The 24,945-nt window shown below is 69.6% G+C and carries 19 protein-coding genes; 13 read left to right on the forward strand and 6 right to left on the reverse strand.

Going from position 1 to position 24,945, the window contains the following annotated elements:
* Positions 1 to 96 precede the first annotated feature (96 nt).
* The gene (locus LDO27_RS07080; RefSeq protein ID WP_222209050.1) at positions 97 to 273 is read right to left on the reverse strand and encodes a hypothetical protein; all 177 of its coding nucleotides are present in this window, start codon (positions 271 to 273) and stop codon (positions 97 to 99) included.
* Positions 274 to 553: 280 nt separating this feature from the next.
* Here LDO27_RS07080 and LDO27_RS07085 point away from each other — a divergent pair, with 280 nt between their 5' ends.
* From LDO27_RS07085 to LDO27_RS07115, 7 genes are all read left to right on the forward strand, one after another.
* A complete protein-coding gene (locus tag LDO27_RS07085; protein WP_224040595.1) occupies positions 554 to 1,534 on the forward strand; it encodes a YihY/virulence factor BrkB family protein in 981 nt (326 codons plus the stop codon).
* Between the two features lie 134 nt (positions 1,535 to 1,668).
* Positions 1,669 to 3,243: a peptide chain release factor 3 gene (locus LDO27_RS07090; protein ID WP_224040597.1), complete on the forward strand. Its 1,575-nt coding sequence runs from the start codon at positions 1,669 to 1,671 to the stop codon at positions 3,241 to 3,243.
* A 163-nt stretch (positions 3,244 to 3,406) separates the two neighbouring features.
* Positions 3,407 to 4,660, forward strand: a complete 1,254-nt coding sequence (locus tag LDO27_RS07095; protein ID WP_224040599.1) for an MFS transporter — start codon at positions 3,407 to 3,409, stop codon at positions 4,658 to 4,660.
* Positions 4,661 to 5,018: 358 nt separating this feature from the next.
* A complete protein-coding gene (locus tag LDO27_RS07100) occupies positions 5,019 to 6,800 on the forward strand; it encodes an N-acetylglutaminylglutamine amidotransferase (protein WP_224040601.1) in 1,782 nt (593 codons plus the stop codon).
* Between the two features lie 102 nt (positions 6,801 to 6,902).
* Positions 6,903 to 8,672, forward strand: a complete 1,770-nt coding sequence (ngg, locus tag LDO27_RS07105; protein WP_224040603.1) for an N-acetylglutaminylglutamine synthetase — start codon at positions 6,903 to 6,905, stop codon at positions 8,670 to 8,672.
* A 78-nt stretch (positions 8,673 to 8,750) separates the two neighbouring features.
* Positions 8,751 to 9,953 (forward strand): osmoprotectant NAGGN system M42 family peptidase, encoded by a 1,203-nt coding sequence (locus tag LDO27_RS07110; protein WP_224040605.1) that lies wholly within the window; start codon positions 8,751 to 8,753, stop codon positions 9,951 to 9,953.
* A gap of 24 nt (positions 9,954 to 9,977) precedes the next feature.
* Positions 9,978 to 10,859: a mechanosensitive ion channel family protein gene (locus LDO27_RS07115; RefSeq protein ID WP_224040607.1), complete on the forward strand. Its 882-nt coding sequence runs from the start codon at positions 9,978 to 9,980 to the stop codon at positions 10,857 to 10,859.
* 79 nt (positions 10,860 to 10,938) lie between these two features.
* On the opposite strand, the gene edd is transcribed toward LDO27_RS07115, so the two are convergent.
* Positions 10,939 to 12,765, reverse strand: a complete 1,827-nt coding sequence (edd, locus tag LDO27_RS07120) for a phosphogluconate dehydratase (protein WP_224040609.1) — start codon at positions 12,763 to 12,765, stop codon at positions 10,939 to 10,941.
* 192 nt (positions 12,766 to 12,957) lie between these two features.
* Between edd and zwf the strand changes: the two genes are divergently transcribed.
* The 5 genes from zwf to LDO27_RS07145 are packed head-to-tail and all read left to right on the forward strand — an operon-like array spanning position 12,958 to position 18,215.
* A complete protein-coding gene (zwf, locus tag LDO27_RS07125; protein WP_224040612.1) occupies positions 12,958 to 14,406 on the forward strand; it encodes a glucose-6-phosphate dehydrogenase in 1,449 nt (482 codons plus the stop codon).
* A gap of 38 nt (positions 14,407 to 14,444) precedes the next feature.
* Entirely contained in the window at positions 14,445 to 15,125 is a 681-nt protein-coding gene (pgl, locus tag LDO27_RS07130; protein WP_222209031.1) for a 6-phosphogluconolactonase, read from the forward strand.
* 20 nt (positions 15,126 to 15,145) lie between these two features.
* Positions 15,146 to 16,120, forward strand: a complete 975-nt coding sequence (gene glk / locus LDO27_RS07135) for a glucokinase (protein ID WP_224040614.1) — start codon at positions 15,146 to 15,148, stop codon at positions 16,118 to 16,120.
* A 26-nt stretch (positions 16,121 to 16,146) separates the two neighbouring features.
* Positions 16,147 to 16,845, forward strand: a complete 699-nt coding sequence (locus LDO27_RS07140; RefSeq protein ID WP_224040615.1) for a response regulator — start codon at positions 16,147 to 16,149, stop codon at positions 16,843 to 16,845.
* On the forward strand, positions 16,845 to 18,215 hold the full coding sequence (locus LDO27_RS07145; protein ID WP_224040848.1) for an ATP-binding protein: 1,371 nt from the start codon (positions 16,845 to 16,847) through the stop codon (positions 18,213 to 18,215). The genes LDO27_RS07140 and LDO27_RS07145 overlap by 1 nt, the downstream gene beginning before the upstream one ends.
* Positions 18,216 to 18,308: 93 nt before the next feature.
* Here the strand turns inward: LDO27_RS07145 and LDO27_RS07150 are convergent, their stop codons facing one another.
* The 3 genes from LDO27_RS07150 to LDO27_RS07160 form a co-directional block, all read right to left on the reverse strand.
* The gene (locus LDO27_RS07150; protein ID WP_224040617.1) at positions 18,309 to 19,244 is read right to left on the reverse strand and encodes a 2-hydroxyacid dehydrogenase; all 936 of its coding nucleotides are present in this window, start codon (positions 19,242 to 19,244) and stop codon (positions 18,309 to 18,311) included.
* 443 nt (positions 19,245 to 19,687) lie between these two features.
* The gene (locus LDO27_RS07155; RefSeq protein WP_224040620.1) at positions 19,688 to 20,686 is read right to left on the reverse strand and encodes a GGDEF domain-containing protein; all 999 of its coding nucleotides are present in this window, start codon (positions 20,684 to 20,686) and stop codon (positions 19,688 to 19,690) included.
* Positions 20,687 to 20,779: 93 nt separating this feature from the next.
* Positions 20,780 to 22,219: a class II fumarate hydratase gene (locus LDO27_RS07160; RefSeq protein ID WP_224040622.1), complete on the reverse strand. Its 1,440-nt coding sequence runs from the start codon at positions 22,217 to 22,219 to the stop codon at positions 20,780 to 20,782.
* Between the two features lie 258 nt (positions 22,220 to 22,477).
* On the opposite strand from LDO27_RS07160, the gene LDO27_RS07165 reads away from it, so the two are divergent.
* Complete coding sequence (locus LDO27_RS07165) at positions 22,478 to 22,831, forward strand: hypothetical protein (protein WP_224040624.1); 354 nt, start codon at positions 22,478 to 22,480, stop codon at positions 22,829 to 22,831.
* A 42-nt stretch (positions 22,832 to 22,873) separates the two neighbouring features.
* Here the strand turns inward: LDO27_RS07165 and LDO27_RS07170 are convergent, their stop codons facing one another.
* On the reverse strand, positions 22,874 to 24,922 hold the full coding sequence (locus tag LDO27_RS07170) for a diguanylate cyclase domain-containing protein (protein WP_224040626.1): 2,049 nt from the start codon (positions 24,920 to 24,922) through the stop codon (positions 22,874 to 22,876).
* Between the last annotated feature and the right edge of the window lie 23 nt (positions 24,923 to 24,945).

A 24,945-nucleotide genomic window follows, 5' to 3' on the forward strand; every position in this document is an offset into this window, starting at 1 on the left:
GAGCGAAGCCGGGAGCGGTCAACGGTCGTCGAGCCGCACGCAGAATCGGGTACGCTCCGGTGCACTCTCGCTGCGCTGGACGCTGTGCCGCGCGGCCTATTTGCTCTTGTCGCCCGGGACGGTGGCCTGCGGCGCTTCCTTGCCGGTGCCGCTCATCGGCACGCTGTCGCCGGAGATGGGCTTGGGTCCGGGCTGGCTGCGCTCGCAGCCGGCGCTTGCCAGTAACAGGGCGGTGGCCAGCGCGGCCACCGGCAGGCGTCCAATCGATGTCATGGTCACGTTGCCTCCGACAGAAAACGTTGACGATCTCGCCGCGAACGCGTGGCGTGCCTCCAGGTACTGTAGCAGTTAGCCGCGCCGGGATGGACTGGCCTTCACTCGCCTTATGGGCGACCGCGCGGTATCCTGACCACGGAACCCACGCCTGCGAGGCCATATTGACTATCCACCTGCCAGCCGCCCACGGCGTGCGGATGGGCCGGCACCACAGCCGTCGCAACCGCCGCCCCCGTCTCGATTCCACGCGCGCCGCGCCACCCGCACGGAGCGTCCCATGAGGCCCGAACATTCCACCCCGGGAGACACCGGCGCCCGCAGCCGTCTCGGGCGCCTGTTCCCGGACCGCCACACCCTGAGCCGTACCGTGCGCGTGGTGGGCGCCGCCTTCAAGTCCTGGTCCGCGCATCGTGCCGCCAGCAAGGGCGCGGCCCTGTCCTTCTACATGCTGTTTTCGCTGGCGCCGATCCTGGTGCTGGTCATCTCCATCGCGGGGCTGTTCTTCGGCGCCGACGCCGCGCGAGGCGAGATCTTCTCCCAGCTCGACGGCCTGGTTGGCTCCCAAGGTGCCGCAGCCATCGAGCAGATTCTCGCGGCCACCTACCGCGCCGGCGGCAGCGGTTTCGCCGCCATCGTGGCCACCGGCATCCTGGTGGTCGGCGCCACCACCGCGTTCGCGGAACTCAAGGCGAGCCTGGACGAGATCTGGGGCATGCCGCAGGAGCAGGCCAGCGGCTGGGCCTCGCTGCTGCGCACCCGCCTGCTGTCCTTCAGCCTGGTGCTGGTGCTGGCCCTGATGCTGCTGGTGTCGCTGGTCGTCAATGCGGCGCTGGCGGTGATCACCCGCTTCTGGGGCTCGCTATGGACCTCGTACGAGTGGCTTGCCCCCGTTGCCGATGCGGTATCGAGCGCCTTTTCGCTGGCGGTGGTGACGCTGTTGTTCGCGGTGGTCTTCAAGATGCTGCCCAATGCGCGGGTGGCGTGGCGCGACGTGGCGATGGGCGCGGTCATCACCGCGGTGCTCTTTTCTGTCGGCAAGCGGCTGATCGGCATCTACCTGGGTAACAGCGCGGTGGCATCGTCCTATGGCGCCGCGGGCTCCGTGGTGGCGCTGATGCTGTGGGTGTACTACTCGGCGCAGATCTTCTTCTTCGGGGCGGAGCTGACGCACCAGTACGCCGTGCAGTTCGGCAGCCTGCGCAATCGCCAGGCGACGGTGGCGGGCGCCGCGCGCGCCGCCGATGCCGTGAACCGGTAGAATAGCCGCCCATTCCCCCGTGGCGTCCGTCCGCGAGGCGCGCCACCGTCACGGCCGCCCGCAGCCCGGCGCTGGCTCCCGCCAGCGCGTGCGCCCGGGTTCGATCCATCCGCTGTCTGCCGAATTCCACCGCCGTGAGCCCGCTCGTTTCCGAAATTGCGCGTCGTCGCACCTTTGCCATCATTTCCCACCCCGATGCGGGCAAGACGACGCTCACCGAGAAGCTGCTGTGGTTCGGCGGCGCGATCCAGGTAGCGGGCGAAGTGCGGGCACGCAAGGCCGACCGCCACGCCACCTCAGACTGGATGGAGCTGGAAAAGCAGCGCGGCATCTCGGTCACCTCGTCGGTGATGCAGTTCCCGTACCGCGAGAACATCGTGAACCTGCTCGATACGCCGGGCCACGAGGACTTCTCCGAAGACACCTACCGCACGCTGACCGCGGTCGACTCGGCCGTCATGGTGATCGACTCGGTCAACGGCGTGGAGGCGCAGACCATCAAGCTGCTGAACGTCTGCCGGCTGCGCGATACGCCCATCCTGACCTTCATCAACAAGCTGGACCGCGAAGGGCGCTCGCCGATCGAGCTGCTCGACGAAATCGAGGACGTGCTCAAGATCCAGTGCGCGCCGATGACGTGGCCCATCGGCATGGGCAAGTCGTTCCGCGGCGTGTACCACCTGATCGACGACCGGGTGCAGCTGTTCGACCCGCGCGGCGAGAAGGGCACCTCGGCGATGGTCGACGGACTGGACAACCCGGAACTGGACCGCCTGCTGGGCAGCCAGGCCGAGGAACTGCGCATCGAGATCGAACTGGTGCGCGGCGCCTCGCATGCGTTCGACAAGGAAGCGTTCCTTGCCGGCAAGCAGACGCCGGTGTATTTCGGCTCGGCCATCAACAACTTCGGCGTGCAGTCGCTGCTCGACGCGCTGTGCGACCTGTCGCCGCCGCCGCAGCCGCGCAATACCGAAAGCCGGCCGGTGCAGCCGGAGGAAGCCAAGCTGACCGGCTTCGTGTTCAAGATCCAGGCCAACATGGACCCCCGCCATCGCGACCGCATCGCCTTCGTGCGGCTGTGCTCGGGCCGCTTCGAACGGGGCATGAAGCTGCTGCACGTGTCGGCGGGAAAGACGGTGGCCATCAACAACGCCATTACCTTCATGGCGCAGGATCGCAACACCGCCGAGGAGGCTTACGCCGGGGACATCATCGGCGTGCCCAACCACGGCACCATCCGCCTGGGCGACGTCTTTACCGAGGGTGAGGCCCTCAAGTTCACCGGCATCCCGTCATTCGCGCCGGAATTCTTCCGCCGCGCGCGGCTGAACAACCCGCTGAAGGTCAAGCAATTGCAGAAGGGCCTGCAGCAACTGGCCGAAGAGGGGGCGACGCAGATGTTCCGCCCGATCGCGTCCAACGACCTCGTGCTTGGCGCGGTCGGGATCCTGCAGTTCGACGTGGTGGCGCACCGGCTGGAGCACGAGTACGGCGTCGATGCCATCTTCGAGTCGCACGAGTGCGCCACCGCCCGCTGGCTCAAGGGCGATCCTGCCGAGATCGAGAAGTTGATCGAGAAGGCCGGCCACAACGTCGCGCTCGACGGCGCGGGCGACCACGTCTATCTGGCGCCGAGCATGGTCAATCTGCGGCTTACGCAGGAGCGCTTCCCCAATCTCCAGTTCATGGAGACGCGCGAGATCGTCTGACGGGGCGGCCGCGAGGCGCCGGCAACGGCGCCCGCCGGCGCGTGCGCTAGAATCGCCACTTCCGCGCGCCGCCAGCCGGCCTTCGCCCCCGTGGCGATCCAAGAGCCGACGGCCGGGCCCGGCCCCAGCCGTCACCGCGCGGCGCACCTCCTCCCGAACGCCCATGTCCTCCCCTGCCACCGTGCCGGCGCCCGAGTCCGACGCCGTCTTCCGCGATCCCGCCTTTCGCCTGTTCTGGTGCGCCCGCCTGTGCACCACCATCGGTTACCAGATCTTCACGGTGGCGGTCGGCTGGCAGATGTATGACCTGACCCGCGACCCGCTGATGCTGGGCATGGTCGGGCTGGTGCAGTTCCTGCCGTCGGTCGCGCTGCTGCTGCTGTCGGGCCATGTGGCCGACCGCTTCGATCGCCGCCGCATCGTGCGGGTTTGCCAGATCGGCGAGGGCATCATCGCCGCCTCGATGGCGGTGGCGAGCCTCACAGGCTGGATCACGCCGGAGCACCTGTTCCTCTTCGTCGCGCTGATCGGCGCCACCCGCGCCTTCGAGACCCCGACGCTGCAGGCGCTATTGCCCAGCGTGGTGACGCCGCGCCAGCTGGCCGGGGCGGTGGCGCTGTCCAGTTCCGCGACGCAGGCGGCCATCATCATCGGCCCGGCGCTGGGCGGCTTCGCCTACGTGGCCGGCGCCGGGGTGGTCTACGCGATCAGCGCCACGCTGTTCCTGACCGCCGCCGTGCTGATCACGCTGCTCAAGCTGCGCCAGGCGCCGCAGCGGCTCACCGCGCCGGTCAGCGTCTCGACGCTGTTCGCCGGCTTCTCGTATATCCGCGGGCGGCCGGTGCTGCTGGGCGCGATCTCGCTGGACCTGTTCGCGGTCCTGCTCGGCGGCGCGACCGCGCTGCTGCCGCTGTATGCGCGCGACATCCTGCATACCGGTCCGTGGGGCCTGGGCCTGCTGCGCTCGTCGCCGGCCATCGGCGCGCTGGCCACGGCGCTGTGGATCGCGCGCCATCCGCTGCGGCAGCGGGTCGGGCGCACCATGTTCGGCGCGGTCGCGCTGTTCGGCCTGGCGACCATGGTGTTCGGCGTGTCCAGCTCGCTGCCGCTGTCGATGGCGGCCCTGGTGGTATTGGGCGCCTCGGACATGATCAGCGTGGTGGTGCGCTCGACGCTGGTCCAGCTCGATACGCCCGACGACATGCGTGGGCGCGTGGGCGCCGTCAATTCCGTCTTTATCGGCGCCTCGAACCAGCTTGGCGAATTCGAATCCGGCGTGACCGCGGCGCTGTTCGGCCCGGTCGGCGCGGTATTGCTGGGCGGCATCGGCACCCTGGTGATCGTCGGAGTGTGGATTCGTCTCTTTCCGAGCCTCTATGCGCGGGACAGGCTCCATGAGCCGCCTGTGACGGTGTAAGCGCCGGGCTGGCCGGGCGCGTCGCGCGGCCAGCGAGACCGGAGCGTACCCAATTCTGCGTGGCCCCGAGGCCCCCCGCGCCAGACCCGCCCGGGCGCGGCGGCCCCCGTTACCGGAATAAATTGCCCGCCCGCGGGCCCTTGCCCCGCAACGGCTGGCGCCGATGGCGCACGGCTGCGTGCCGTCCGGCGCGGAACCCATCCCGTTGCCCCGTGGTCCTGAAGGTATCCCCATTTCAAAGCCAATGTAGGCGTCGTCCGACAAGCCGTCGGCGCCGCGCGGGCAGACGCGCGCCGGTTGTCATGCGATAACGGAAAGCCGCCAAGCCTGCCCCTGCAGGCAAAGGAGCAACTTTTCGATGTGTGGTATCGCAGGAGAATTACGGTTTGACCGGACCATGGCCGATGTGCGGGCCGTGGCCGACATGACGCGCACGCAATCCGCGCGCGGCCCCGACGGCGAAGGCATCTTCGGCTTGGGCGCGCGCGTGTTCGGCCACCGCCGGCTGCGCATCATGGATCTGACCGACCGCGCCCACCAGCCCTTCGTCGACAATGCGCTGGGCCTGGGCATCGTCTTCAACGGCGCCATCTACAACCACCACGCGCTGCGCGAGGAACTGAGCGCGCGCGGCTACGTCTTCGCCTCCACCGGCGACACGGAAGTCATCATCAAGGCCTGGCACGCCTGGGGCCCGGCCGCGCTGGATCGGCTCACGGGCATGTTCGCGTTCGCGCTGTGGGAGCGCGACACCGGCGTAACGCACCTGGTACGCGACCGCCTCGGCATCAAGCCGCTGTACTACACCCAGGATGCGCGGCGGCTGCGCTTTGCCTCGACGCTGCCCGCCCTGCTGGCCGGCGGCGAGGTCGACACCGCGCTCGACCCGGTGGCTCTGCATCACTACATGAGCCTGCACGCGGTCGTGCCGGCCCCGCGCACGATCATCAAGGGCGTGCGCAAGCTGCCGCCCGCCACGCACATGACCGTGCACCCGGACGGCCGCACGGAGATGAACACCTGGTGGCGCCTGGACTTCACCCCCGACGCCAACGATGTGGCGCGCTCGTTCGAGGACTGGCGCGATCTGACCCTCGATACGCTGCGCGAAGCGGTGCGCCGCCGCACGGTGGCCGATGTGCCCGTGGGCGTGCTGCTTTCCGGCGGCGTGGACTCGAGCCTGATCACCGGGCTGCTCGCAGAATTGGGTACGCGCGACTTGCGCACCTACGCCATCGGCTTCGAGGCCGCGGGCGGCGAAGCCGGCGACGAATTCCACTATTCGGATCTGGTGGCGAACCATTTCGGCACGCAGCACGAGAAGATGATGATCCCGTCGGCGGACCTGCTGACGGCGCTGCCCGATGCCATCGACGCGATGAGCGAGCCGATGGTGAGCCACGACTGCGTGGCGTTCTACCTGCTGTCCGCCGCGGTGGCGCGCCATAGCCGCGTGGTGCAGAGCGGGCAGGGCGCGGACGAGGTATTCGGGGGCTATCACTGGTATCCGCCGCTGGCCGAGAACCGCGACGCGGACGGCGGCGTGCAGGCCTACCGCAAGGTCTTCTTCGACCGCACCCATGCCGAAATGGCCGAGCTGCTGTCGCCGGAATGGCTCGCGGACGATCCGACCACGCGCTTTCTGGCCGACCATTTCGCCATGCCCGGCGCGGATACCGCGATCGACCGCGCGCTGCGGCTCGATACGACCGTGATGCTGGTCGAGGACCCGGTCAAGCGCGTCGACAACATGACCATGGCCCATGCGCTGGAGGCGCGCGTGCCGTTCCTGGACCACAACCTGGTCGAGCTGGCCGCGCGCATGCCGGCGCACCACAAGATCGCCGCGGGCGGCAAGCATGTCCTGAAGGAAGCCGCGCGCAAGGTCATCCCCGCCGCCGTGATCGACCGGCCCAAGGGCTATTTTCCCGTGCCGGCCCTGAAGTATCTGCGCGGACCGTTTCTCGAGTACGTGCGCGACATCGTCGGCAGCGACGCAGCCCGCCAGCGCGGCCTGTACCGGGCCGACGTGGTGCAGCGCATGCTGGACGCGCCGGACACGCATATCACCCCGCTCAACGGTTCCAAGGTCTGGCAGATCGCGCTGCTCGAAGCGTGGCTGCAGACCCGCGGGCTGTAAGCGCGGCGTATTGAACGGGCGCATCGATCCGGACCCATCGGACCGCGCCGGCCAGGGCCAGCGCAGCCAACGCATACCAGCATCAGAACAGGAGGAATCCCGATGCCAACCAGTCAATCCGAGGCCACCGTGGTGGAGCTCTCCGGCACCGAAGCCAAGGTCGCCGAGCTGGCCGCCATGCAGGGCGGCGGCCCCGCCGGCCGCACGGCCGCGCCCGCGCCGGCGCCCGCCTCCACGCGGCCCAATGCCGTGCTCGACTGCGGCTGGGGACGGCTGATGTTCGCGCCGTCCTTTCATTCGCCGGCCGACCTCGCGGCCGAGTTGCAGCAGGAGGCCACCGGCCGGCGCGATATCGCGCTGTATGTCGAGGCGCCGCAACTGGTGCTGGCCGAGGCGCCGCAGACGCTGTTTCTCGATCCGTCGCTGCTGTTCCGGCGCCATCTGAACCCCGCCGATGCGGTGGCCGATGCCGTGCCGGGCGTGATCGTGCGCCGGCTCACCACGCGCGCGGACATCGCGGCGATCAACCGGCTCTACGCTATGCGGCACATGGTGCCACTGGACCCGGCCACCGTCTGGCAACAGCGCCACCATGACGCGGTGGTGTATCTGGTGGCCGAGGACGAGCACAGCGGCGAGATCATCGGCTCGGCCATGGGCGTGGATCACGTACTGGCCTTCGGCGACGAGCGCGGCGGCAGCAGCCTGTGGTGCCTGGTGGTGGACCCGCAGACGCACCTGGCCGGCGTCGGGCAGTCGCTGGTGCGCCAGCTGATCGCGATGTTCGCCGAGCGCGGCCGCAAGCAACTGGACCTGTCGGTGTTGCACGACAACCAGCACGCCATCGGCCTTTACCACAAGCTCGGCTTCGAGCAGGTGGACGGCTTCGTCATCAAGCACAAGAACGCCATCAACGAGCCGCTGTTCACGGGCGCCAGCGAATGCGACGGGCTCAACCCGTACGCGGCGCTGATCGTCAAGGAGGCGCGCCGGCGCGGCATCGGCGTGGAGATCGTGGACGCAGCCAGCGGCATCTTCAGCCTGCGTTATGGCGGGCGCGAGGTGCTGTGCCGCGAATCGCTGTCCGAGCTGACCGGCGCGGTGGCGATGACGTGGTGCCAGGACAAGACGCTCACGCGCATGCGGCTCGCCCAGGTGGGCCTGGCGGTGCCGGCCCAGCAGCTCGCTGCCGGCGATGCGGAGAACGCGGCCTTCCTGGAGGAGCACGGCTCGGTCGTCGTCAAGCCTGCGTGCGGCGAGCAGGGGCGCGGCATCAGCGTCGACGTACGCACCGAGGAGCATCTGAAGAGCGCGATCGCCGCGGCACACCAGGAGGGCGGCTCGGTGCTGCTCGAAGCGTTCTGCCCGGGACAGGACCTGCGCGTGGTGGTGATCGGCTACGAGGTCGTGGCCGCCGCCATCCGCAAGCCGGCCGAAGTGGTGGGCGACGGCCAGTCGGACCTGAAGACGCTGATCGAGCGCCACAGCGCGCGCCGCAGCGCCGCCACGGGGGGCGAGAGCCGGATTCCGCTCGATGCCGAGACCGAGCGGTGCCTCGCCGCGCAGGGCTTCACGCTCGAGTCGGTGCCGGAGAACGGCCAGCGCGTGCCGGTGCGCAAGACCGCCAACCTGCATACCGGCGGCACGCTGCACGACGTCACCGCACAACTGCACCCGGTGCTGCGCGAGGCCGCGATCAATGCGGCGCGCGCGCTGCGCATTCCCGTGGTGGGGCTGGACTTCCTCGTGCCGGCCGCGGACGGGCCCGAATACGTGATCATCGAGGCCAACGAGCGCCCGGGCCTGGCCAATCACGAACCGCAACCGACGGCGGAGCGCTTCGTCGACCTGCTGTTTCCCTTCACCGCATGATGCCGCCGCCGGCGGACCCGTTTCTCGCGGGTCCGCCGGCGCGTCGCGCGTCGGCACATTGACGAGAGGATATCCCGCATGCAAAAGCTGACGATCGACCCTCTCTACCTGAAGACCGTGCTGCTGGAGCTGCTGGCCATTCCCAGCCCGGCCGGCCTGACGGACGAGATCGTGCACTACACCGCCCACGTGCTCGACAGCCTGGACATTCCCTATCAACTGACCCGGCGCGGCACCATCCGCGCGACGCTGCGCGGCAACCGCGCCAACAGCGGCATGGGGCCGGACTGCGCGGTCGTGGCGCATCTGGACACGCTCGGCGCCATGGTGCGCGAGGTCAAGCCCAACGGCCGTCTGTCGCTGCAACCGATCGGCACCTGGTCCAGCCGCTGGGCCGAAGGCGGACGCGTGACAATCTTTACGGAGCAGGGGCGGCATCGCGGCTCGGTGCTGCCGCTGCTCGCCTCCGGCCACGTCTACAACGAAGCGGTGGACACCCAGCCCATCAGTTGGGACCAGCTGGAACTGCGCATCGACGAACCCCTCGCCTCGGCCGACGACGTGCGCGCGCTCGGCATCCAGGTGGGCGACTTCGTCGCGTTCGACGCCCATCCGGAAATCCTGGACAACGGCTATATCGTCTCCCGCCATCTGGACAACAAGGCCGGCGTGGCCGCGCTGCTCGCCGCGCTCAAGGCCGTGCGGGAAAGCGGCGCGACGGTGCCGATGGACTGCCACGCCGTGTTCACGCTGACCGAGGAGGTCGGCTCCGGCGCCACCGCCGTGATCGAGGACGATGTGAGCGAGGTGATCGGCATCGATATCGGTCCGGTCGCGCCGGGCCAGGGCGCGCGCGAGCAGGGCGTGACGATTCCGCTGATGGATTCGGCCGGGCCGCACGACTACCACCTGACGCGGCGGCTGCTGCGGCTGTGCGAGGAGCACGGCATTCCCAGCCACCGCGACGTGTTCCGCTACTACCATTCCGACGCGGGCGCCGCGGTCAGCGCCGGGCATGACGTGCGTACGGCGCTGCTGTGCTTTGGCGCCGACGCCTCGCATGGCTACGAGCGCACCCATTTATCGGTGCTGGTGCATCTCGCCGAGCTGCTGACCGTCTATATTCAGAGCGGCCCGACGCTGCCGGAGGACCGCCAGCGGCGCCTGGGCTCGGTCGCCGGCTTCTCGCATCAGCTCGATCCACGCCAGCTTTCGCGCAGCGAAACGCCGCTGCCCGATGCCGGCGAGCTGGTGCATCGCCGCGACGACGAGGCCCCCTGATACCCGCACCGGAGACCCCAAGACATGGACCTGACTTTCATCGACGCCGACAAGCTGGAGGCGACCTGGGCCTACCTGATGCAGGTGGCCATCCACCAGGGCATGAACCTGATCGCCGCCATTGCCATCCTGGTCGTGGGCTGGTGGCTGTCGGCGCGGGCGCGGCTCGCGGTGGTGCGCGCCTTCGACCGTCCCCGCGTCGACGCCACGCTGCGACCGATGCTGGGCAGCGTCGTGCAATGGGTCGTGCGGGTGCTGACCATCGTGCTGGTGCTGTCGCAATTCGGTGTGCAGACCGCGACGATCATCGCGATGCTCGGCGCGGCGGGCCTGGCCATCGGCCTGGCGCTGCAGGGCACGCTGCAGAATATCGCCGCCGGCATCATGCTGGTGCTGCTGCGCCCGTTCCGCGTCGGGCAATACATCGATGCGCAGGGCGTGGCCGGCACGGTGCGCGAGACGGGCCTGTTCATGACGGAGCTGACCACCTTCGACGGGGTTTGCCTGCGCGTGCCCAACGGCAAGATCTGGGGCAGCGCGATCACCAACTACAGCGAGAACCCCACGCGCCGGATGGACATCGAGGTGACCGTGCCGTTCGGCACCGACATCCAGGCGGCGCTGAACGCGCTGCGCCGCGTGCTGGCGGAGGAGCCGCGCGTGCTGCAGACCCCGGCTTCCGAAGTGATGGTGGTCAAGTACGCGGCACAGGGCGTCACGCTGAACCTGCGCTGCTGGACCAGCAACGAGGACTACTGGAGCGTGCAGTACGCCTTCTACGAACGCATCAAGACGGCACTGGAGTCGGCGGGCAGCGAGATTGCGGTGCCGGTGCAGGAGCTGCGGGTGCCCCACGATGCCGGCGCGGTTCCGGGTGTGAGGGAGTTGCAGCACAGCGGGAGCTGATCCTCTCTCTGCTCTCCCGCGAGCGGGAGAGCAGAGCCGCTTCGTCGATCGTCCGCTGGCCGGAATGGAGAGGAAAGACTCAGTCTTCCTCGACGAAAAGCGTACAAGCTCCGCTTTCCGCCGTGCTCACATGCCGGCGGAAGTTGCCGAACAGGTCGCGCCCGATGCCATGCCGGTTGCCCGACAGGTCCGGCCGCACGATCTCGCGGGCGTTCCATTCGGCTTCCGCTACCAGCACCGTCAATTCCCCGTTGGGCGCATCGACCCGCACCATGTCCCCGGTGCGCACGCGCGCGATGCCGCCGCCGTTGAGCGCTTCGGGACAGACGTGGATGGCCGCCGGCACCTTGCCCGAGGCCCCGGACATGCGGCCATCGGTCACCAGCGCGACATGAAAGCCCCGGTCCTGCAACACGGTCAGCGCGGGCGTGAGCTTGTGCAGTTCCGGCATGCCGCACGCGGCCGGTCCCTGCCAGGGCAGCACGGCGACGAAATCGCGCTCCAGCTCGCCGCGCTTGAACGCCGCGAGCAATTCCTCCTGTCGGTGGAACACGATGGCGGGCGCCTGCACCCGCTGGTGCTCGGGCTTGACCGCCGAGACCTTGAGCACCGCCCGACCGATATTGCCGTCCAGTACCCGCAAGCCCCCCTCGGGCGAGAACGGCGCGTCGGCGGTGCGCACGATGGTGTCGTCCAGCGACGCCTCGGCGCCGTCGATCCAGGTCAGCTCGCCATCGCGCAGCACGGGTTCGCGGGTGTAGTCGGCCAGGGTGTTGCCGACGACCGTGGTGACGTCCTCGTGCACGAGCCCCAGCGACAGCAGCGAGCGGATCACCAGCTGCAACCCGCCCGCCGCCTGGAACTGGTTCACGTCCGCCTTGCCGTTGGGATAGACGCGGGCGAGCAGCGGCACCACCGAGGACAACTCGTCGAAGTCGTCCCACGTCAGCACGATGCCGGCCGCGCGCGCCATCGCCACCAGGTGCAGCGTGTGGTTGGTGGAGCCGCCCGTGGCCAGCAGCCCGACGATGCCGTTGGCGAAGGCGCGCTCGTCCAGCACGTGGGCGATCGGGGTATAGCGGTCCGTCCCGTGGGCGATGCGCAGCGCCTGGCGCGCGGCCTCCCGCGTGAGCGCCTCGCGAAGCGGAGTATTGGGATTGACGAAGGCGGTACCGGGCAGATGCAGCCCCATGATCTCCATCAGCATCTGGTTGGAGTTGGCGGTGCCGTAGAAGGTGCAGGTGCCGGGTCCGTGGTACGAGCGGGTCTCCGCTTCGAGCAGCGCATCGCGCCCGACCTTGCCTTGGGCGTAGAGCTGGCGCACATGGGCCTTTTCCTCGTTGCCCATGCCGGTGGTCATCGGTCCGGCGGGAACGAACACCGCCGGCAGATGACCAAACGAGAGCGCGCCGAGCACCAGGCCCGGCACGATCTTGTCGCACACGCCCAGGTAAAGGGCGCCGTCGAACATCTGGTGGGACAGCGCCACCGCGGTGGCCAGCGCGATCACGTCGCGCGAAAAGAGGGACAGGTCCATGCCCTCCATCCCCTGCGTAACGCCGTCGCACATCGCGGGCACGCCGCCCGCGTACTGCGCGGTGCCGCCGGCTTCGAGCGCGGCCTCCTTGAGCCAGCGCGGAAACGCCTCCAGAGGCTGGTGCGCCGACAGCATGTCGTTGTAGGCCGAGACGATGGCGAGATTGGGCGCCTGCTCTGTCGTCAGGCGCACTTTGGCCAGCTGGGGCATGGCGGCCACGCCGTGCGCCAGGTTGGTACATGACAGCTGCGAGCGCTCGAGCTTGCGGCCCGCCATGGCTTCGGTGCGTTCGAGATAGGCAGAGCGGGTAGGGGCGCTACGCGCGGCGATACGGGCGCTGACCTGGGCGAGAACGGAATGTGGGGGCATGGCGGATCTCCTGCGGGTGTGCGATCAGCCTAGCGCAGATTGCCGGCCGTCGCATCCCTTGGCACCGGCGCACGGCGGTGCGACCCGCGCCGGCCGTCCTCGCCAAGCGGCGGCGACTCACGTAAACTGCCCGCATCGGTCCGGCATCCGGCCGGGACGGAACCGAACCCTAGCAAGGAGTCCAGGGTGAGCATGCCCGATTTCGATATGGTGCTGTTTGGCGGCACCGGTGACTTGGCCCGGCGCAAGCTGCTGCCGGCCCTGTTCGACGCCCACCGCGCGGGCCTGCTGCATCCGGGCGCGCGAATTCTCGCCACCGGCAGCCATGCGCTGACGACTGAGGACTACCTGGCTTCCCTGCAAGACAGCATGAGCTGGTGCATCGAGAAGGGGACGCCCGAAGCATGGTCGTCGTTCCTCGCCCGCATCCTCTACGTGCAGGCCGACGCGCGCGAGCCGGCCCACTTCGACGCCCTGGCGCAGCAGGTCCTGTCGCGTGCGCCCGAGGTGGTGGTGTGCTATCTGGCCACTGCACCGCATCTGTTCGTTCCCATCTGCGAGCAGCTCGCCCGCACCGGGTTGAACCACCCCAATGTGCGCATTGTCCTGGAAAAGCCGCTCGGGCATGACCTGGAATCGTCCGAAGCGATCAACGCGTCGGTGGCGCGCTTCTTCGCCGAGGACCAGATCTACCGGATCGACCACTACCTGGGCAAGGAGTCGGTGCAGAACCTGATGGCGATCCGTTTCGGCAACGCGCTGTTCGAGCCGCTGTGGCGCCGCGAATGGGTGCAGGACGTGCAGATCACCATCTCCGAGGAGCTCGGCGTGGAAAAGCGCGGGGACTTCTACGACCGCACCGGCGCGCTGCGCGACATGGTGCAGAACCACCTGCTGCAGCTGCTATGCATGGTCGCGATGGAGCCGCCATCCAGCCTGTCCGAGGACGCCATCCGCGACGAGAAGATCAAGATCCTGAAGGCGCTCAAGCCGATCACGCCGCAGGACGTGGCCGACAAGACGGTGCGCGGCCAGTATCGCGCTGGCGCGGTCGGCGGCAAGGCGGTGCCTGGCTACCTGGAGGAGGAAGGCATCGCGCCGGACAGCCGCACCGAGACCTTTGTCGCCATCAAGGCCGAGATCGCCAACTGGCGCTGGGCCGGCGTGCCGTTCTACCTGCGCACCGGCAAGCGCATGCAGTCGCGGGTGGCCGAGATCGTCATCCACTTCCGCGACGTGCCGCACGCCATCTTTCCGCGGCCGCTGGCGCAGTCGCCGCAGAACCGGCTGGTGATCCGGCTGCAGCCCGAGGAAAGCATCCGGCTGCATTTTCTGGTCAAACAGCCCGGCGACACGGTGGCGCTCACCACCACCTCGCTGGATCTGGACTTCGCCAACTCGTTCAAGGTGCGGCGCGCCGGCGCCTACGAGCGCCTGCTGCTCGATGTCATCCGCGGGCGCCTCGGCCTGTTCGTGCGCCGCGACGAGCAGGCGCAGGCGTGGCGATGGGTGGAGCCGATCCTCGATACCTGGGCCGAGAGCGCGGCGCCGCCCAAGGCCTACACCGCCGGCACCTGGGGCCCGGCCGCGTCTACCGCGCTGCTCTCGCGCGACGATGCGCTGTGGCACGAAGAAGTCTGATACGCCTTTCCTTTCCTCCACTCGAATACGGACAAGCCATGCGACGCTTCGAACATCCCTCCGCAATGGACCACGCCGAAGCCCTGTCCATGTCCATCGGCCATGCGCTCGAACTGGCGATCCAGGTCAACGGCTGGGCCGTGCTGGCGGTCTCCGGCGGCCGCTCGCCGGTGCAGATGTTCGAGCGGCTGCGCTATCGCCCGGTGCGCTGGGACCGCGTCACCATCACGCTGGTCGACGAGCGTGCGGTGCCGCCGGAGCACGAGGACAGCAACGGCGGGCTGGTGCGCCGCCATCTGCTGCGCGAAGCCGCGGCGGCGGCCCAGTTCGTGCCGCTGATCGCCGATGCCGGCGAAGCGGCCGATCCCCAGCGGGCGGTGGAGCGCCTGAACGCGGCCTATCGCCAGCCCGATGTGGTGGTGCTGGGCATGGGCGAGGACGGCCATACGGCGTCGCTGTTTCCCGAGGCGCCGGAGCTCGCGGCGGCGCTGTCGGCCGAGCAGCCCGCCTATCTCGTGACGCATCCTTCCAGCGCGCCGCACGCCCGCGTCACGCTGAACCTCGCGGCGCTGCTGGCGGCCGAGCGCGCCTTTCTCGCGATCGACGGGCCGAAGAAGACCGCCGTGTTCGAGCGCGCCTTGCAGGAGGCATCCCCGGCGCTGCCGGTGGGCGTCGTGACCACGCGCCACCGGCATGGCTTCGACGTCTACTCGCATTGATCCACACCGACCCGCGCGTTATGGCTTCGTATCCCCGCTTGCTCGCCGATGTCGGCGGTACCAACGTTCGCTTCGCCGTGCAGACCGGCGCCCACGACATCGGCGAGGTCACCGCGCTGAAGGTCGCGGATTTCCCGTCCCTCGAAGCCGCCACGCGGCACTACTTCACGCTCGCCCCGGGCGCGAGGCCTCGCCATGCCGCAATCGGTCTGGCAAATCCGGTCACCGGCGACTTCGTCAAGCTGACCAATCACGCGTGGGCCTTCTCCGTCGAGCAGATGCGCGGCGCGCTGGCGCTCGACACGCTGATCGCGATCAACGACTTCACCGCGCTGGCGCTCGCCCTGCCTTACCTTGACGCGGCCGGCCTGGCGCCGCTGCGGCCCGGCAAGGCGGCGGCCGGCGCGCCGCTCGCCCTGATCGGCCCCGGCACGGGGCTCGGCGTGTCGGGGCTGATTCCCGGCCGGGGCGGCTGCGGCGCGGTGGCGCTGGCCGGCGAGGGTGGCCACGTCGAGTTGATGCCGAAGACGGACGACGAGTGGATCGCCTGGCGCGCGGCGCAGCGCGACCATGGGCGCGTCTCCGCCGAGCGCCTGCTCTCGGGCAGCGGGCTGTCGCTGATCCATGCGGCGCTGCGCGCAGAAACGGGTACGGTCTCGGCCCCGCCGCTCAAGCCGCACGAGGTCACCGAAGGCGCGCTGCAACGTCACGATCCGCTGTGCATGCGCGCGTTCGAGGCCTTCTGCGGGCTGCTCGGCTCCGCGGCGGCGGACCTGGCGCTGGTGCTCGGCGCGCGCGGCGGGGTCTATATCGGGGGCGGCATCGTGCCGCGCTTCGTCGACGCGTTGGCGGCATCGTCCTTCGGCGCACGCTTTATCGACAAGGGCCGCATGGGCGCCTATCTCGCCGATATTCCGGTTCACGTCATCACGGCCCAGTATCCGGCGCTGGCCGGCCTCGCGCACGCGCTGGCCGAGGCCATCGGCGAGGACTGAGCGGCCGCGCGCCGAAGGGGTAGCGGATGCGTGTACTGCTCGTCGAGGACGATGCCATGATCGGCGAGAGCGTGCGGCTGGCCCTGCGCCAGGAAGGCCTCGCCGTGGACTGGGTGCGCGATGGCGAGGCGGGGCTTGCCGCCGCCACGGGGCAGGGGGACGCTGCCTGCTACGACCTCGTGCTGCTCGACCTGGGTTTGCCGCGCCGCTCCGGGCTGGACGTGCTGGCGGGCATGCGGGGACGAGGCGTGCGCACGCCGGTGCTGATCCTGACCGCGCGCGATGCCGTGGCGGACCGCGTAGCGGGTCTGAACGCGGGCGCCGACGACTATCTGGTCAAGCCGTTCGACCTGCAGGAACTGGTTGCCCGCATGCATGCGCTGGCGCGCCGCGCCGAAGGCCGGGCGGAGCCGATGCTGCATCATGGTCCCATTGCCCTGAACCCGACCAGCCGCGAAGTCACGCTGCACGGCCAGCCGGTGCGCCTGTCGGCCCGGGAGTTCGCCTTGCTCTCCGCGCTGATGGGCCGGCCCGGCAAGGTATGGTCGGTGCCGCAGCTGCAGGAAAAGCTCTATGGCTGGGACGACGATGTGGGCAGCAATACCGTCGAGGTCTATATCCATGCGCTGCGCAAGAAATTCGGCGCGGCGCTGATCCGCAATATCCGCGGCGTTGGCTATGTCATTCCGAAGGCGGACGGCGGCGCGCCGGAGGGAGGGGCGTGATGCGCTCGATCCAGCGGACGCTGCTGTGGTGGCTGGCGCTCGGTCTGGTGGCCGGCATCGCCATCGCCACCGCGCTGATCTACGCGCAGGCGCGCCAGGAAGCCAACGCGCTGTTCGACTACCAGATGAAGCAGGTGGCCTCCGCCTTGCCGCGGCAGTTCGCCGGGCCGGCGCTGCCGCCGTTCGAGCCGCCGATGTCGGCCCCGGGCGAGGGCCTGTTCCGGGCCGACGAGGATGTGGTCATCCACATCTGGGACGGCAACGGGCGCAGCCTGTACCTGTCGCACTCGCGGCCGGTGCTGCCGCCGCGCGCGGAACTGGGCTTTTCCAACGTGACGACGGGGCAGGGCGAGTGGCGCATCTACAGCGTGCAGCTGGGCCGCGCCGTGGTCCAGATCGCGCAGCCGATGAGCGCGCGCCGGCAGGTGGCCGCCCGCATGGCGTTGCGGACCGTGGCGCCCTTGTTGCTGCTGCTGCCGCTGATCGGCTGGGTGGTATGGATGGCGGTGGGCCGGGGCCTGCGGCCGGTGCACGAGATCGCGCGCCAGGTGCGCACGCGCGATGCGCATGCGCTGTCGCCGTTGGCGGTCACGGCGATGCCCAGCGAGATCGCGCCGTTGACCGAGGCACTCAACCAGCTGCTGGCGCGGCTCTCGCATGCCATCGACACGCAGCGGGCCTTCGTTGCCGACGCCGCGCACGCGCTGCGCACGCCGTTGGCCGCGCTGCAGCTGCAGGCCCAGCTGGTGGAACGCGCCGACAGCGCCGAGGCGCGCGGCGAGGCCATCGCGAGGCTGCGCGAGGGGCTGGAGCGGCTGACCCATCTGGTGACGCAGCTGCTGACGCTGGCCCGCCAGGAGCCCGGCGCCGTCGGTGCGCGCGAGCACGCGCCGGTCGATCTGCATGGGCTGGCCGCCGCGCTGGTGGCCGAGATGACGCAGGCCGCCCTCGATCGCGGCATCGACCTCGGGCTGGAGACCGACGGCGCGCGGGAGCAGGGGTTCACCGTCATGGGGGAAGCGGAGGCGCTGCGCATCCTGCTGACCAATCTGATCGACAACGCGCTGCGCTACGTGCCGCGCGGCGGCAAGGTGGATGTGCGGCTCGCGCGCCGGGAAGGAGGGCGCGCCGTCGAACTGGCGGTGGCCGACAACGGCCCGGGCATCGCGCTCGAGCAGCGCGAGCGCGTGTTCGACCGCTTCTATCGGGCGCCCGATGCGCCCACTGGCGGCAGCGGCCTGGGCCTTGCCATCGTGGCCGAGATCGCCGAGTCCCATCACGCGCGCGTGGCGCTGGAGGACGCGGCGCCGGGCCTGCGGGTCAGGGTCACGTTTCCCGCCGCGCCGGTCGCCGCGGACGAGACCCGCTGACGCCGGCCTCGGGTGCCGGAGATGCCGGCGGCGCGCAAAGCGTACCCAATTCTGCGTGTCGCTCGGCGTGCCCGAATTGCCTGAACCCGTGCCTCAGCCGATCGGCGTGAGCACCGCCTCGCCGGCGAAATGGCGCCGCGAATTCTCCAGGAACAGGCGCACCGTCGCCTCGATCGCTTCGGGGGACCAGCCGCCGATGTGCGGGCTCAGCACGACATTGGGGCAGTCGAGCAGCTCGGCGGGCGGCGCCGGCTCGCTCTCGTAGACATCCAGCCCCGCGCCTCCGACCTCGCCAGCGCGCAGCGCCTGCGCCAGCGCGGCGGTATCGACCACGCTGCCGCGCGCGATATTGACGACAAAGCCCTGCGGGCCCAGCGCGCGCAGCACCTCGGCATTGACCAGGTGGCGCGTGGCCGCGCCGCCTGGCGTGGCCACGATCAGGAAATCGCACCAGTCGGCCAGCGCGCCGACGCTGTCGAAATAGCGATAGGGCAGATCGGCTTTGGGACTGCGGTTGTGATAACCCACCTCCAGCTCGAAGCCCAGCGCGCGCGTGGCGATGCGCTTGCCGATGGTGCCCATGCCCAGCACGCCCAGGCGCTTGCCGGTGATGCCGGGGCGCAGCGGCAGCTCGGTGCGCCATTTGCCCTCGCGCGTGGCGCGGTCCATCTGCGGCACCGCGCGCACCGCGGCCAGCAGCAGCGCCATGGCATGGTCGGCGACGCTGCCGTCATTGGTGCCGGCGCCGTTGGCCACCACGATGCCGCGGGCGCGGGCATGGGCCACGTCGACCGTCTCGTAGCCCACGCCCAGCGTGCACAACAGTTCCAGCTTCGGCATGGCGTCGATCTCGGCCGCCGTCAGACCGATGGTGCCGATGGTCAGCACCGCGCGGATCTGCGCGCCGTGCCGCGCGATGCTGTCGGCGCGCGCCGCGGCGTCGGGTGCGTACAGCACCTCGTAGAGTTCGCCAAAACGCGCGAGGTGTTCGTCGGTATTGGGATTGAGGACTAGCAGCAGGGGCTTCATGGAGCGGCGTGGGATGACGGGCAGAAAGGACGAAGGAAAGCGAAGGCATGGCCGGGACACTGCGCGGTAAGCGCGAGGTTATGGACGGCCCCGTGGCCGCAGGCATTGTAGCGCCGCCGAGCGGCCAGCGTGGCCGCTCGCAGCCGCCCGCAGAAACGGGTACGCCCCGGCGGCCAGTCGGGAACGGGACCACGCAGAAACGGGTACGCAAGGCCCGCGGCGCCCGCTTCGGGAGCGTGCCGGCGGCAATGCCATGCACGCAGAAACAGGTACGCTTTGGCGGATATGCGCGTGCTGCGGGCACGCGCCCGCACGCTCGTGCCGCTTCCGATGGGGGTGTCCCGGTCCCGCCGCGACCATTGGATGGGCGTGCACGTCGCGCGCAGAAACGGGTACGCCCCGGGGTGGCGTGCGTGCGTTCGGGTCGCGCGCCGCGTACTGGCTCAGTCGTTCCGGGCGGGCTCGCTCGCCTGCTTGCCGGCGGACTTGTTGGCCGCCTTGTTGGCGTACATCGCCGCATCGGCCTGCGCCAGCATGGCGCCGATATCGTCGTGCACGTGCGGGTCGAACTCGATAGAACCGACGCTGTAGTCGATGGTGTAGCCACGCGGGGCCGCCGCCTGCCGCGCGGTGAGCCGCTCGCGCAGCGCGGTCATGACTTCCGGACACGCGCCGCAGTCGACGTCGCTCAACAGGGCCACGAACTCGTCGCCGCCCAGCCGGCCGATCACGGCGAAGTCGCCCAGCGACTCGCGCAGCTCGGTGGCGAAGTCGCGCAGCGCGCGGTCGCCTTCGGCATGGCCGAAGCGGTCGTTGATGGTCTTGAAGCCATCCATGTCGAAGAACAGCAGCGTCGCGGGGCGCTCCAGCCGATCGCACACCGTCAGCGCATGCTGGGCCAGCGCGACGAAGCCGCGCCGGTTCGACAGTTGGGTCAGCTCGTCCATGTTGGCCAGCTCCACCGCGGCGAGCTCCTCTTCCACCATGCGGGCCAGATCGCGCAGCAGCGACTGGTCCTCCTCGCTCATGGTGCGCGGCTTGACGTCGAACACGCACAGCGTGCCGAGCCTGGAGCCGTTGGGCACGGTCAGCGGGCAGCCCGCGTAGAAGCGGATGCCCGGCGCGCCGGTGACCAGGGGATTGTCGCGGAAGCGCTCGTCCTGCAAGGCGTCCGGGATCAGGAAGATGTCGTGGCTCAGGATGGCGTGGCCGCAGAACGACGTCTGGCGCGCCCCTTCGGTCTCGGCGAAGCCGGCCCTGGACTTGAACCACTGCCGGTTCTCGTCGACCAGGCTCACCAGCGCCACCGGCGCGTCGAACAGCCGCCGCGCCAGGCGCGTGACGCGGTCGAAGCGTTCCTCGGCAGCGGTGTCCAGAATGTTCAGGCGGCGCAGCGTGTCGAGGCGGCGTGCCTCGTCGGCGGGGAGCGGCGGTGGGAGCATGGCAGAGAAGAGGACCGGCGGCGATGCCGCATGATAGCGTGAAGCGCCAGGAGTCCCGCCCGCTGGCGGCACCCCTGGCAGGGCCCGCGCGGCCTAGATTTCGCGCGTCATGCCCTTCAGGTCGATCCACTGTCCGAACTGCTCGGGCGTGACGTGGCCCGACTCGATCGCGGCCTCGCGCAGCGACAGGTTGCGCTTGACCGCGAGCTTGGCGATCTCGGCGGCCTTGTCGTAGCCGATATGCGGATTGAGGGCCGTCACCGGCATCAGCGAGCGCTCCAGCAGCTCGCCGATGCGCTGGCGGTCGGCTTCCACGCCCTCGACCATGTGCTCGGCGAAGCTGGCCGCGGCGTCCGCCAGCAGCGTCACGGACTGCAGCAGGCTGTAGATGATCACCGGCTTGTAGGCGTTCAGCTCCAGCGTGCCGAGGCCATTGGCCAGCGTCACCGTGGTGTGGTTGCCGATCACGCGGCAACAGACCATGGCCAGCGCCTCGGCCTGCGTGGGATTGACCTTGCCGGGCATGATCGAGGAACCGGGTTCGTTCGCCGGCAGCAGCAGCTCCGCGAAGCCGGCGCGGGGACCGGAGCCAAGCAGCATGAAGTCGCGTGCGATCTTCAGGAACGACGATGCCGTGGTGTTGAGCGCGCCGGACAGGTCGGCCAGCGCATCGTGGGCGGCCTGCAGCGCGTAGCGGTTGGGCGCGGGCTCGAACGGCAGGCCCGTGTAGTCGGCCAGCGCGCGCGCGAACGCCGCGGCAAAGCCGTGCGGCGCATTCAGGCCCGTGCCGACCGCGGTGCCGCCCTGGGGCACCGGCATCGCGCGCAGCATCGCCTGCTGCAGGCGCGAGTGGGCATCGGCAACCTGCGCCTGATAGCCGGAGAACTCCTGCCCCAGCGTCAGCGGCACCGCATCCTGCAGGTGCGTGCGTCCGACCTTGACGATATCGGCGAAGGCGTCGACCTTGCGGCCCAGTGCCTGTTGCAGCGTCTCGAGCGCCGGCAGCAGCTCGCGCTGGACCGCCCGCGTGGCGGCGATATGCATCGCGGTGGGGAAGCTGTCGTTGGACGACTGGCTCGCGTTGACGTGGTCGTTGGGATGGATGGGCCGCTTGGAGCCGATCTCGCCGCCGAGCAACTGGATCGCACGGTTGGAGATCACCTCGTTCAGGTTCATGTTGGTCTGCGTGCCCGAACCCGTCTGCCAGACCGACAGCGGGAATTCGCCGGGCCAGCGGCCCTCGATCACTTCCCCGGCGGCCTGTTCGATGGCCTGGGCCAGCCCGGGCTCCAGCACGTTCAGCTCGCGATTGGCCCGGGCCGCGCACAGCTTCAGGATGGCGAAGGCCTCGATCAGCGACGGCGGCATCTTCTCGATGCCGATGCGGAAGTTCTGGCGCGAGCGCTCGGTCTGGGCGCCCCACAGGTGCTCCGCGGGCACGGCCACGTCGCCCAGGCTGTCCTTTTCTATCCGGGTGGCCGCGGCGGCGGCCGGCTGCTTGGCTTGTTGGGAGGCGGGCTGGTTCTCGGGCATCGCTCTTTCTCCTGCGCGGTTCGGGTTGGCAAGTCCCTTAGAATACGCCCGCAAGCGGTCCGCAGGCATGGTCGGCGCCGCATGTCCCTGCTCCCAGCGTGTTCATTCGGCCCGCTGCTTCGCATGTTCGGACCGGGGTTCGCGCGAAAGATGCGCCGCGGTGGGCGTATGCTAGACGCAGGCGGACATGGCATCGACTCGCCATGGAGCCGGGCGTCTCATGCCGTTCGCCGCGTCGTCATCAGGTAAGGAGGCCCCATGGGCGAAGCAAAAAGAAGGGGCACGCCGCAGCAGCGTGCCGAACAGGCGCACCAGCAGGAGCGCGAGCGCGCGGTGCAGCAGGACAGCCTGCGTCCGGGGCAACTCGTGTGCGGCTCGTGCCGGACTTCGTTCAGCGACTTCGACGAGATCGACGCGCCCGGCCTGCGCGGTATCGAGGCCGTGTTCGGCGGCCAGTGCCCCAACTGCGGCAACGATGTGCTGGTGTTCAAGGGCGAGCCGGAGGCCGTCGCGCAGGCCATGCTGGCCTGGGAAAAGATGATGGGCGCCGATACCACGCTGGGCTACCAGTCGCGCGACGGCAAGCACGTGCCGTTCGAACCGGAGCACTGAGGCAACCCGGGCGCGGCGGCCGGCGTTATGGCCGCCGCGTCTTCATCCGCGCTGGTCGGCCGCGGCATCGCCCGCGGCATCGCTCGCGGTATCGAGCAACTCCATTTCGAAGCGCCCCCGTCCGGCCGACTTGGCGCGGTACAGCAGCGCATCGGCGCGCCGCATCAGCGCATGGTCCGGAATCGGCGCGCCGCGATAGAGCGCGATGCCGATGCTGACGTCGACGTCCAGGAACACGCCATCGACGAAGAAGCGCCGGCCCACGGCATGCAGGATGGCGCCGGCCACGCGGCGCGCCACTTCCTCGCGCCCGATATCCTCCATGATCACCGCGAATTCGTCGCCGCCCAGCCGCGCCACCGTGTCGCGCTCGCGCACGCAGCGCTGCAGCCGACGCGCGAACTCCTTGAGCAGCAGGTCGCCGGTGACATGGCCGTGGAAATCGTTGACCGCCTTGAAGCGGTCCATGTCCAGATAGAGCAGCGCCATCAGCCCGCCGTCGTTGCGCGAGCGTGCCATGGCGTCCTGCAACTGCGCCTCGAAGGCATTGCGGTTGAGCAGTTGCGTCAGATGGTCGAGCCGCGAGATGCGCGACAGCCGCAGCGTCTCCAGCTTGCGCTCGGTGACATCGTGCACATGGATATGGACGCCTACCACGGTGGTGCCGTCGGCGCTCCATTCGGGCCGCAGGTTGGTCTCGACGCAGTGGTACTCGGGATCGTTGTCCTCGCTCTCGAAGGTAACCACGTCGCCCGCCAGCGCGCGACGCAGGTGGGGCTGCGCGATGGCGTAGCGGTGCTCGCCGACGACCTCGCGCACGGTCTTGCCGCGCAGCTCGGCCACGGGCACGCCGAAGGCCCGCTCGTAGGCGGCGTTGTTGAATACGTAGCGCTCCTCGGTGTCGATGAACGCCAGCAGCGCGGGCAGGGTATCGGTCACCGCCCGCAGGCGCCGCTCGCTGCGGTCCAGCAGTTCGCGCCGCTCGCCGAGGTCGCGCATCAGCTGCACGAAGGAGCGCGAGAGCTCGCCGATCTCGTCGGCGCGGCCCGTGGGCAGCTGCTCGTAGGCGTCCTCGTCCTCGGCGCTGGCGCGCACGACGTCCCGCAGCCTGGTCAACGGCGCCAGCAGGCTGCGCACGGCCAGCCAGATCAGCAGGCCGACCACGATCAGCGCGACCGCCGAGAGGGTGACGAAGCGCTGCTGCATCGCGCGCAACGGCGAGAAGGCCTCGCGGGCGGGCAGCACGGCGACCAGTTCCCAACCCGTGGTCGACATCAGGTAGCGCGAGATCACCGGGCGGCGCGGCAGCAGGAATTCGAGGGGGCCCGCGGTATCGTCCGCGCCGCAGGTATCGCCGACGGCGCGGGCCGCGCCATGCGTGCTGGCCGCATCGGCGTGCTGCACATAGACGGGGTTCCTGCCGGCCGACACCAGGCAGTAGAAGCCCGTCGTGCCCGGGCGGTTATGGACGATCTCGACCAGCACATTGGCGCGCGCCAGGTCGAGCCAGCCGCCGACCATGCCAAGCATTTGTGCCTTGTCGTCGAGGATGGGCGCGATCACGAGCACGCCGGTGGCGCCATCGGTGCGCGAGCGGAACGGCGAGGTCACCATCGGCGTGAGCGTGCGGGCAACCTCGCGGAAATAGTCGCGGTCGCCGATCGACACCATCGAGCCCTGGGTGGTGAGCATGTTGCCGCGGGCGTCGGCCAGCATGGCGGCGTCGAACATGCCAGGGATCGGGATGGCCTGCTGCACGAAGCGGATCAGCTCGGGCTTCGGCCCCTCCATGCGCGAGCGCAGCTCGGGCGCCAGATGCGCCAGCAGCGTGATGCGGTCTTCCATGGCGGTATCGAGCTGGTCGGCGGTCAGCTTGACGATGGAGTCCTGCTGGTTCTGCACCGTGGCCCGCAGATCGTCGTGCGCGTAGTACAGCGAGGCCAGCACGATGCCCGTGCCCAGCAGCCCGGCCAGCACCGTAGTGATCAGCGCGATGCGGGATTTCAGGGACAGCGAAAGCCGTGCGCCGGGGCGTCGTGGATGACGGGGGCTGCTTGTCGAGTGCGGCGTCGTGGACGAGGATCGAAGCATGCGGGGCGACGCCCGCGGATTGC

The sequence above is a fragment of the Cupriavidus respiraculi genome, assembly GCF_914271545.1.
Taxonomy (GTDB): domain Bacteria; phylum Pseudomonadota; class Gammaproteobacteria; order Burkholderiales; family Burkholderiaceae; genus Cupriavidus; species Cupriavidus respiraculi.

Excerpts from the sequence above, each read along its gene's own strand:
- LDO27_RS07080 (WP_222209050.1), bottom strand. The coding sequence starts at position 273 with ATGACATCGATTGGACGCCTGCCGGTGGCCGCGCTGGCCACCGCCCTG.
- LDO27_RS07085 (WP_224040595.1), top strand. The coding sequence starts at position 554 with ATGAGGCCCGAACATTCCACCCCGGGAGACACCGGCGCCCGCAGCCGT.
- LDO27_RS07165 (WP_224040624.1), top strand. The coding sequence starts at position 22,478 with ATGGGCGAAGCAAAAAGAAGGGGCACGCCGCAGCAGCGTGCCGAACAG.
- zwf (WP_224040612.1), top strand. The coding sequence starts at position 12,958 with ATGCCCGATTTCGATATGGTGCTGTTTGGCGGCACCGGTGACTTGGCC.
- LDO27_RS07100 (WP_224040601.1), top strand. The coding sequence starts at position 5,019 with ATGTGTGGTATCGCAGGAGAATTACGGTTTGACCGGACCATGGCCGAT.
- LDO27_RS07170 (WP_224040626.1), bottom strand. The coding sequence starts at position 24,922 with ATGCTTCGATCCTCGTCCACGACGCCGCACTCGACAAGCAGCCCCCGT.
- LDO27_RS07155 (WP_224040620.1), bottom strand. The coding sequence starts at position 20,686 with ATGCTCCCACCGCCGCTCCCCGCCGACGAGGCACGCCGCCTCGACACG.
- LDO27_RS07115 (WP_224040607.1), top strand. The coding sequence starts at position 9,978 with ATGGACCTGACTTTCATCGACGCCGACAAGCTGGAGGCGACCTGGGCC.
- LDO27_RS07150 (WP_224040617.1), bottom strand. The coding sequence starts at position 19,244 with ATGAAGCCCCTGCTGCTAGTCCTCAATCCCAATACCGACGAACACCTC.
- LDO27_RS07140 (WP_224040615.1), top strand. The coding sequence starts at position 16,147 with ATGCGTGTACTGCTCGTCGAGGACGATGCCATGATCGGCGAGAGCGTG.
- edd (WP_224040609.1), bottom strand. The coding sequence starts at position 12,765 with ATGCCCCCACATTCCGTTCTCGCCCAGGTCAGCGCCCGTATCGCCGCG.
- LDO27_RS07095 (WP_224040599.1), top strand. The coding sequence starts at position 3,407 with ATGTCCTCCCCTGCCACCGTGCCGGCGCCCGAGTCCGACGCCGTCTTC.
- pgl (WP_222209031.1), top strand. The coding sequence starts at position 14,445 with ATGCGACGCTTCGAACATCCCTCCGCAATGGACCACGCCGAAGCCCTG.
- LDO27_RS07145 (WP_224040848.1), top strand. The coding sequence starts at position 16,845 with ATGCGCTCGATCCAGCGGACGCTGCTGTGGTGGCTGGCGCTCGGTCTG.
- glk (WP_224040614.1), top strand. The coding sequence starts at position 15,146 with ATGGCTTCGTATCCCCGCTTGCTCGCCGATGTCGGCGGTACCAACGTT.
- ngg (WP_224040603.1), top strand. The coding sequence starts at position 6,903 with ATGCCAACCAGTCAATCCGAGGCCACCGTGGTGGAGCTCTCCGGCACC.
- LDO27_RS07160 (WP_224040622.1), bottom strand. The coding sequence starts at position 22,219 with ATGCCCGAGAACCAGCCCGCCTCCCAACAAGCCAAGCAGCCGGCCGCC.
- LDO27_RS07110 (WP_224040605.1), top strand. The coding sequence starts at position 8,751 with ATGCAAAAGCTGACGATCGACCCTCTCTACCTGAAGACCGTGCTGCTG.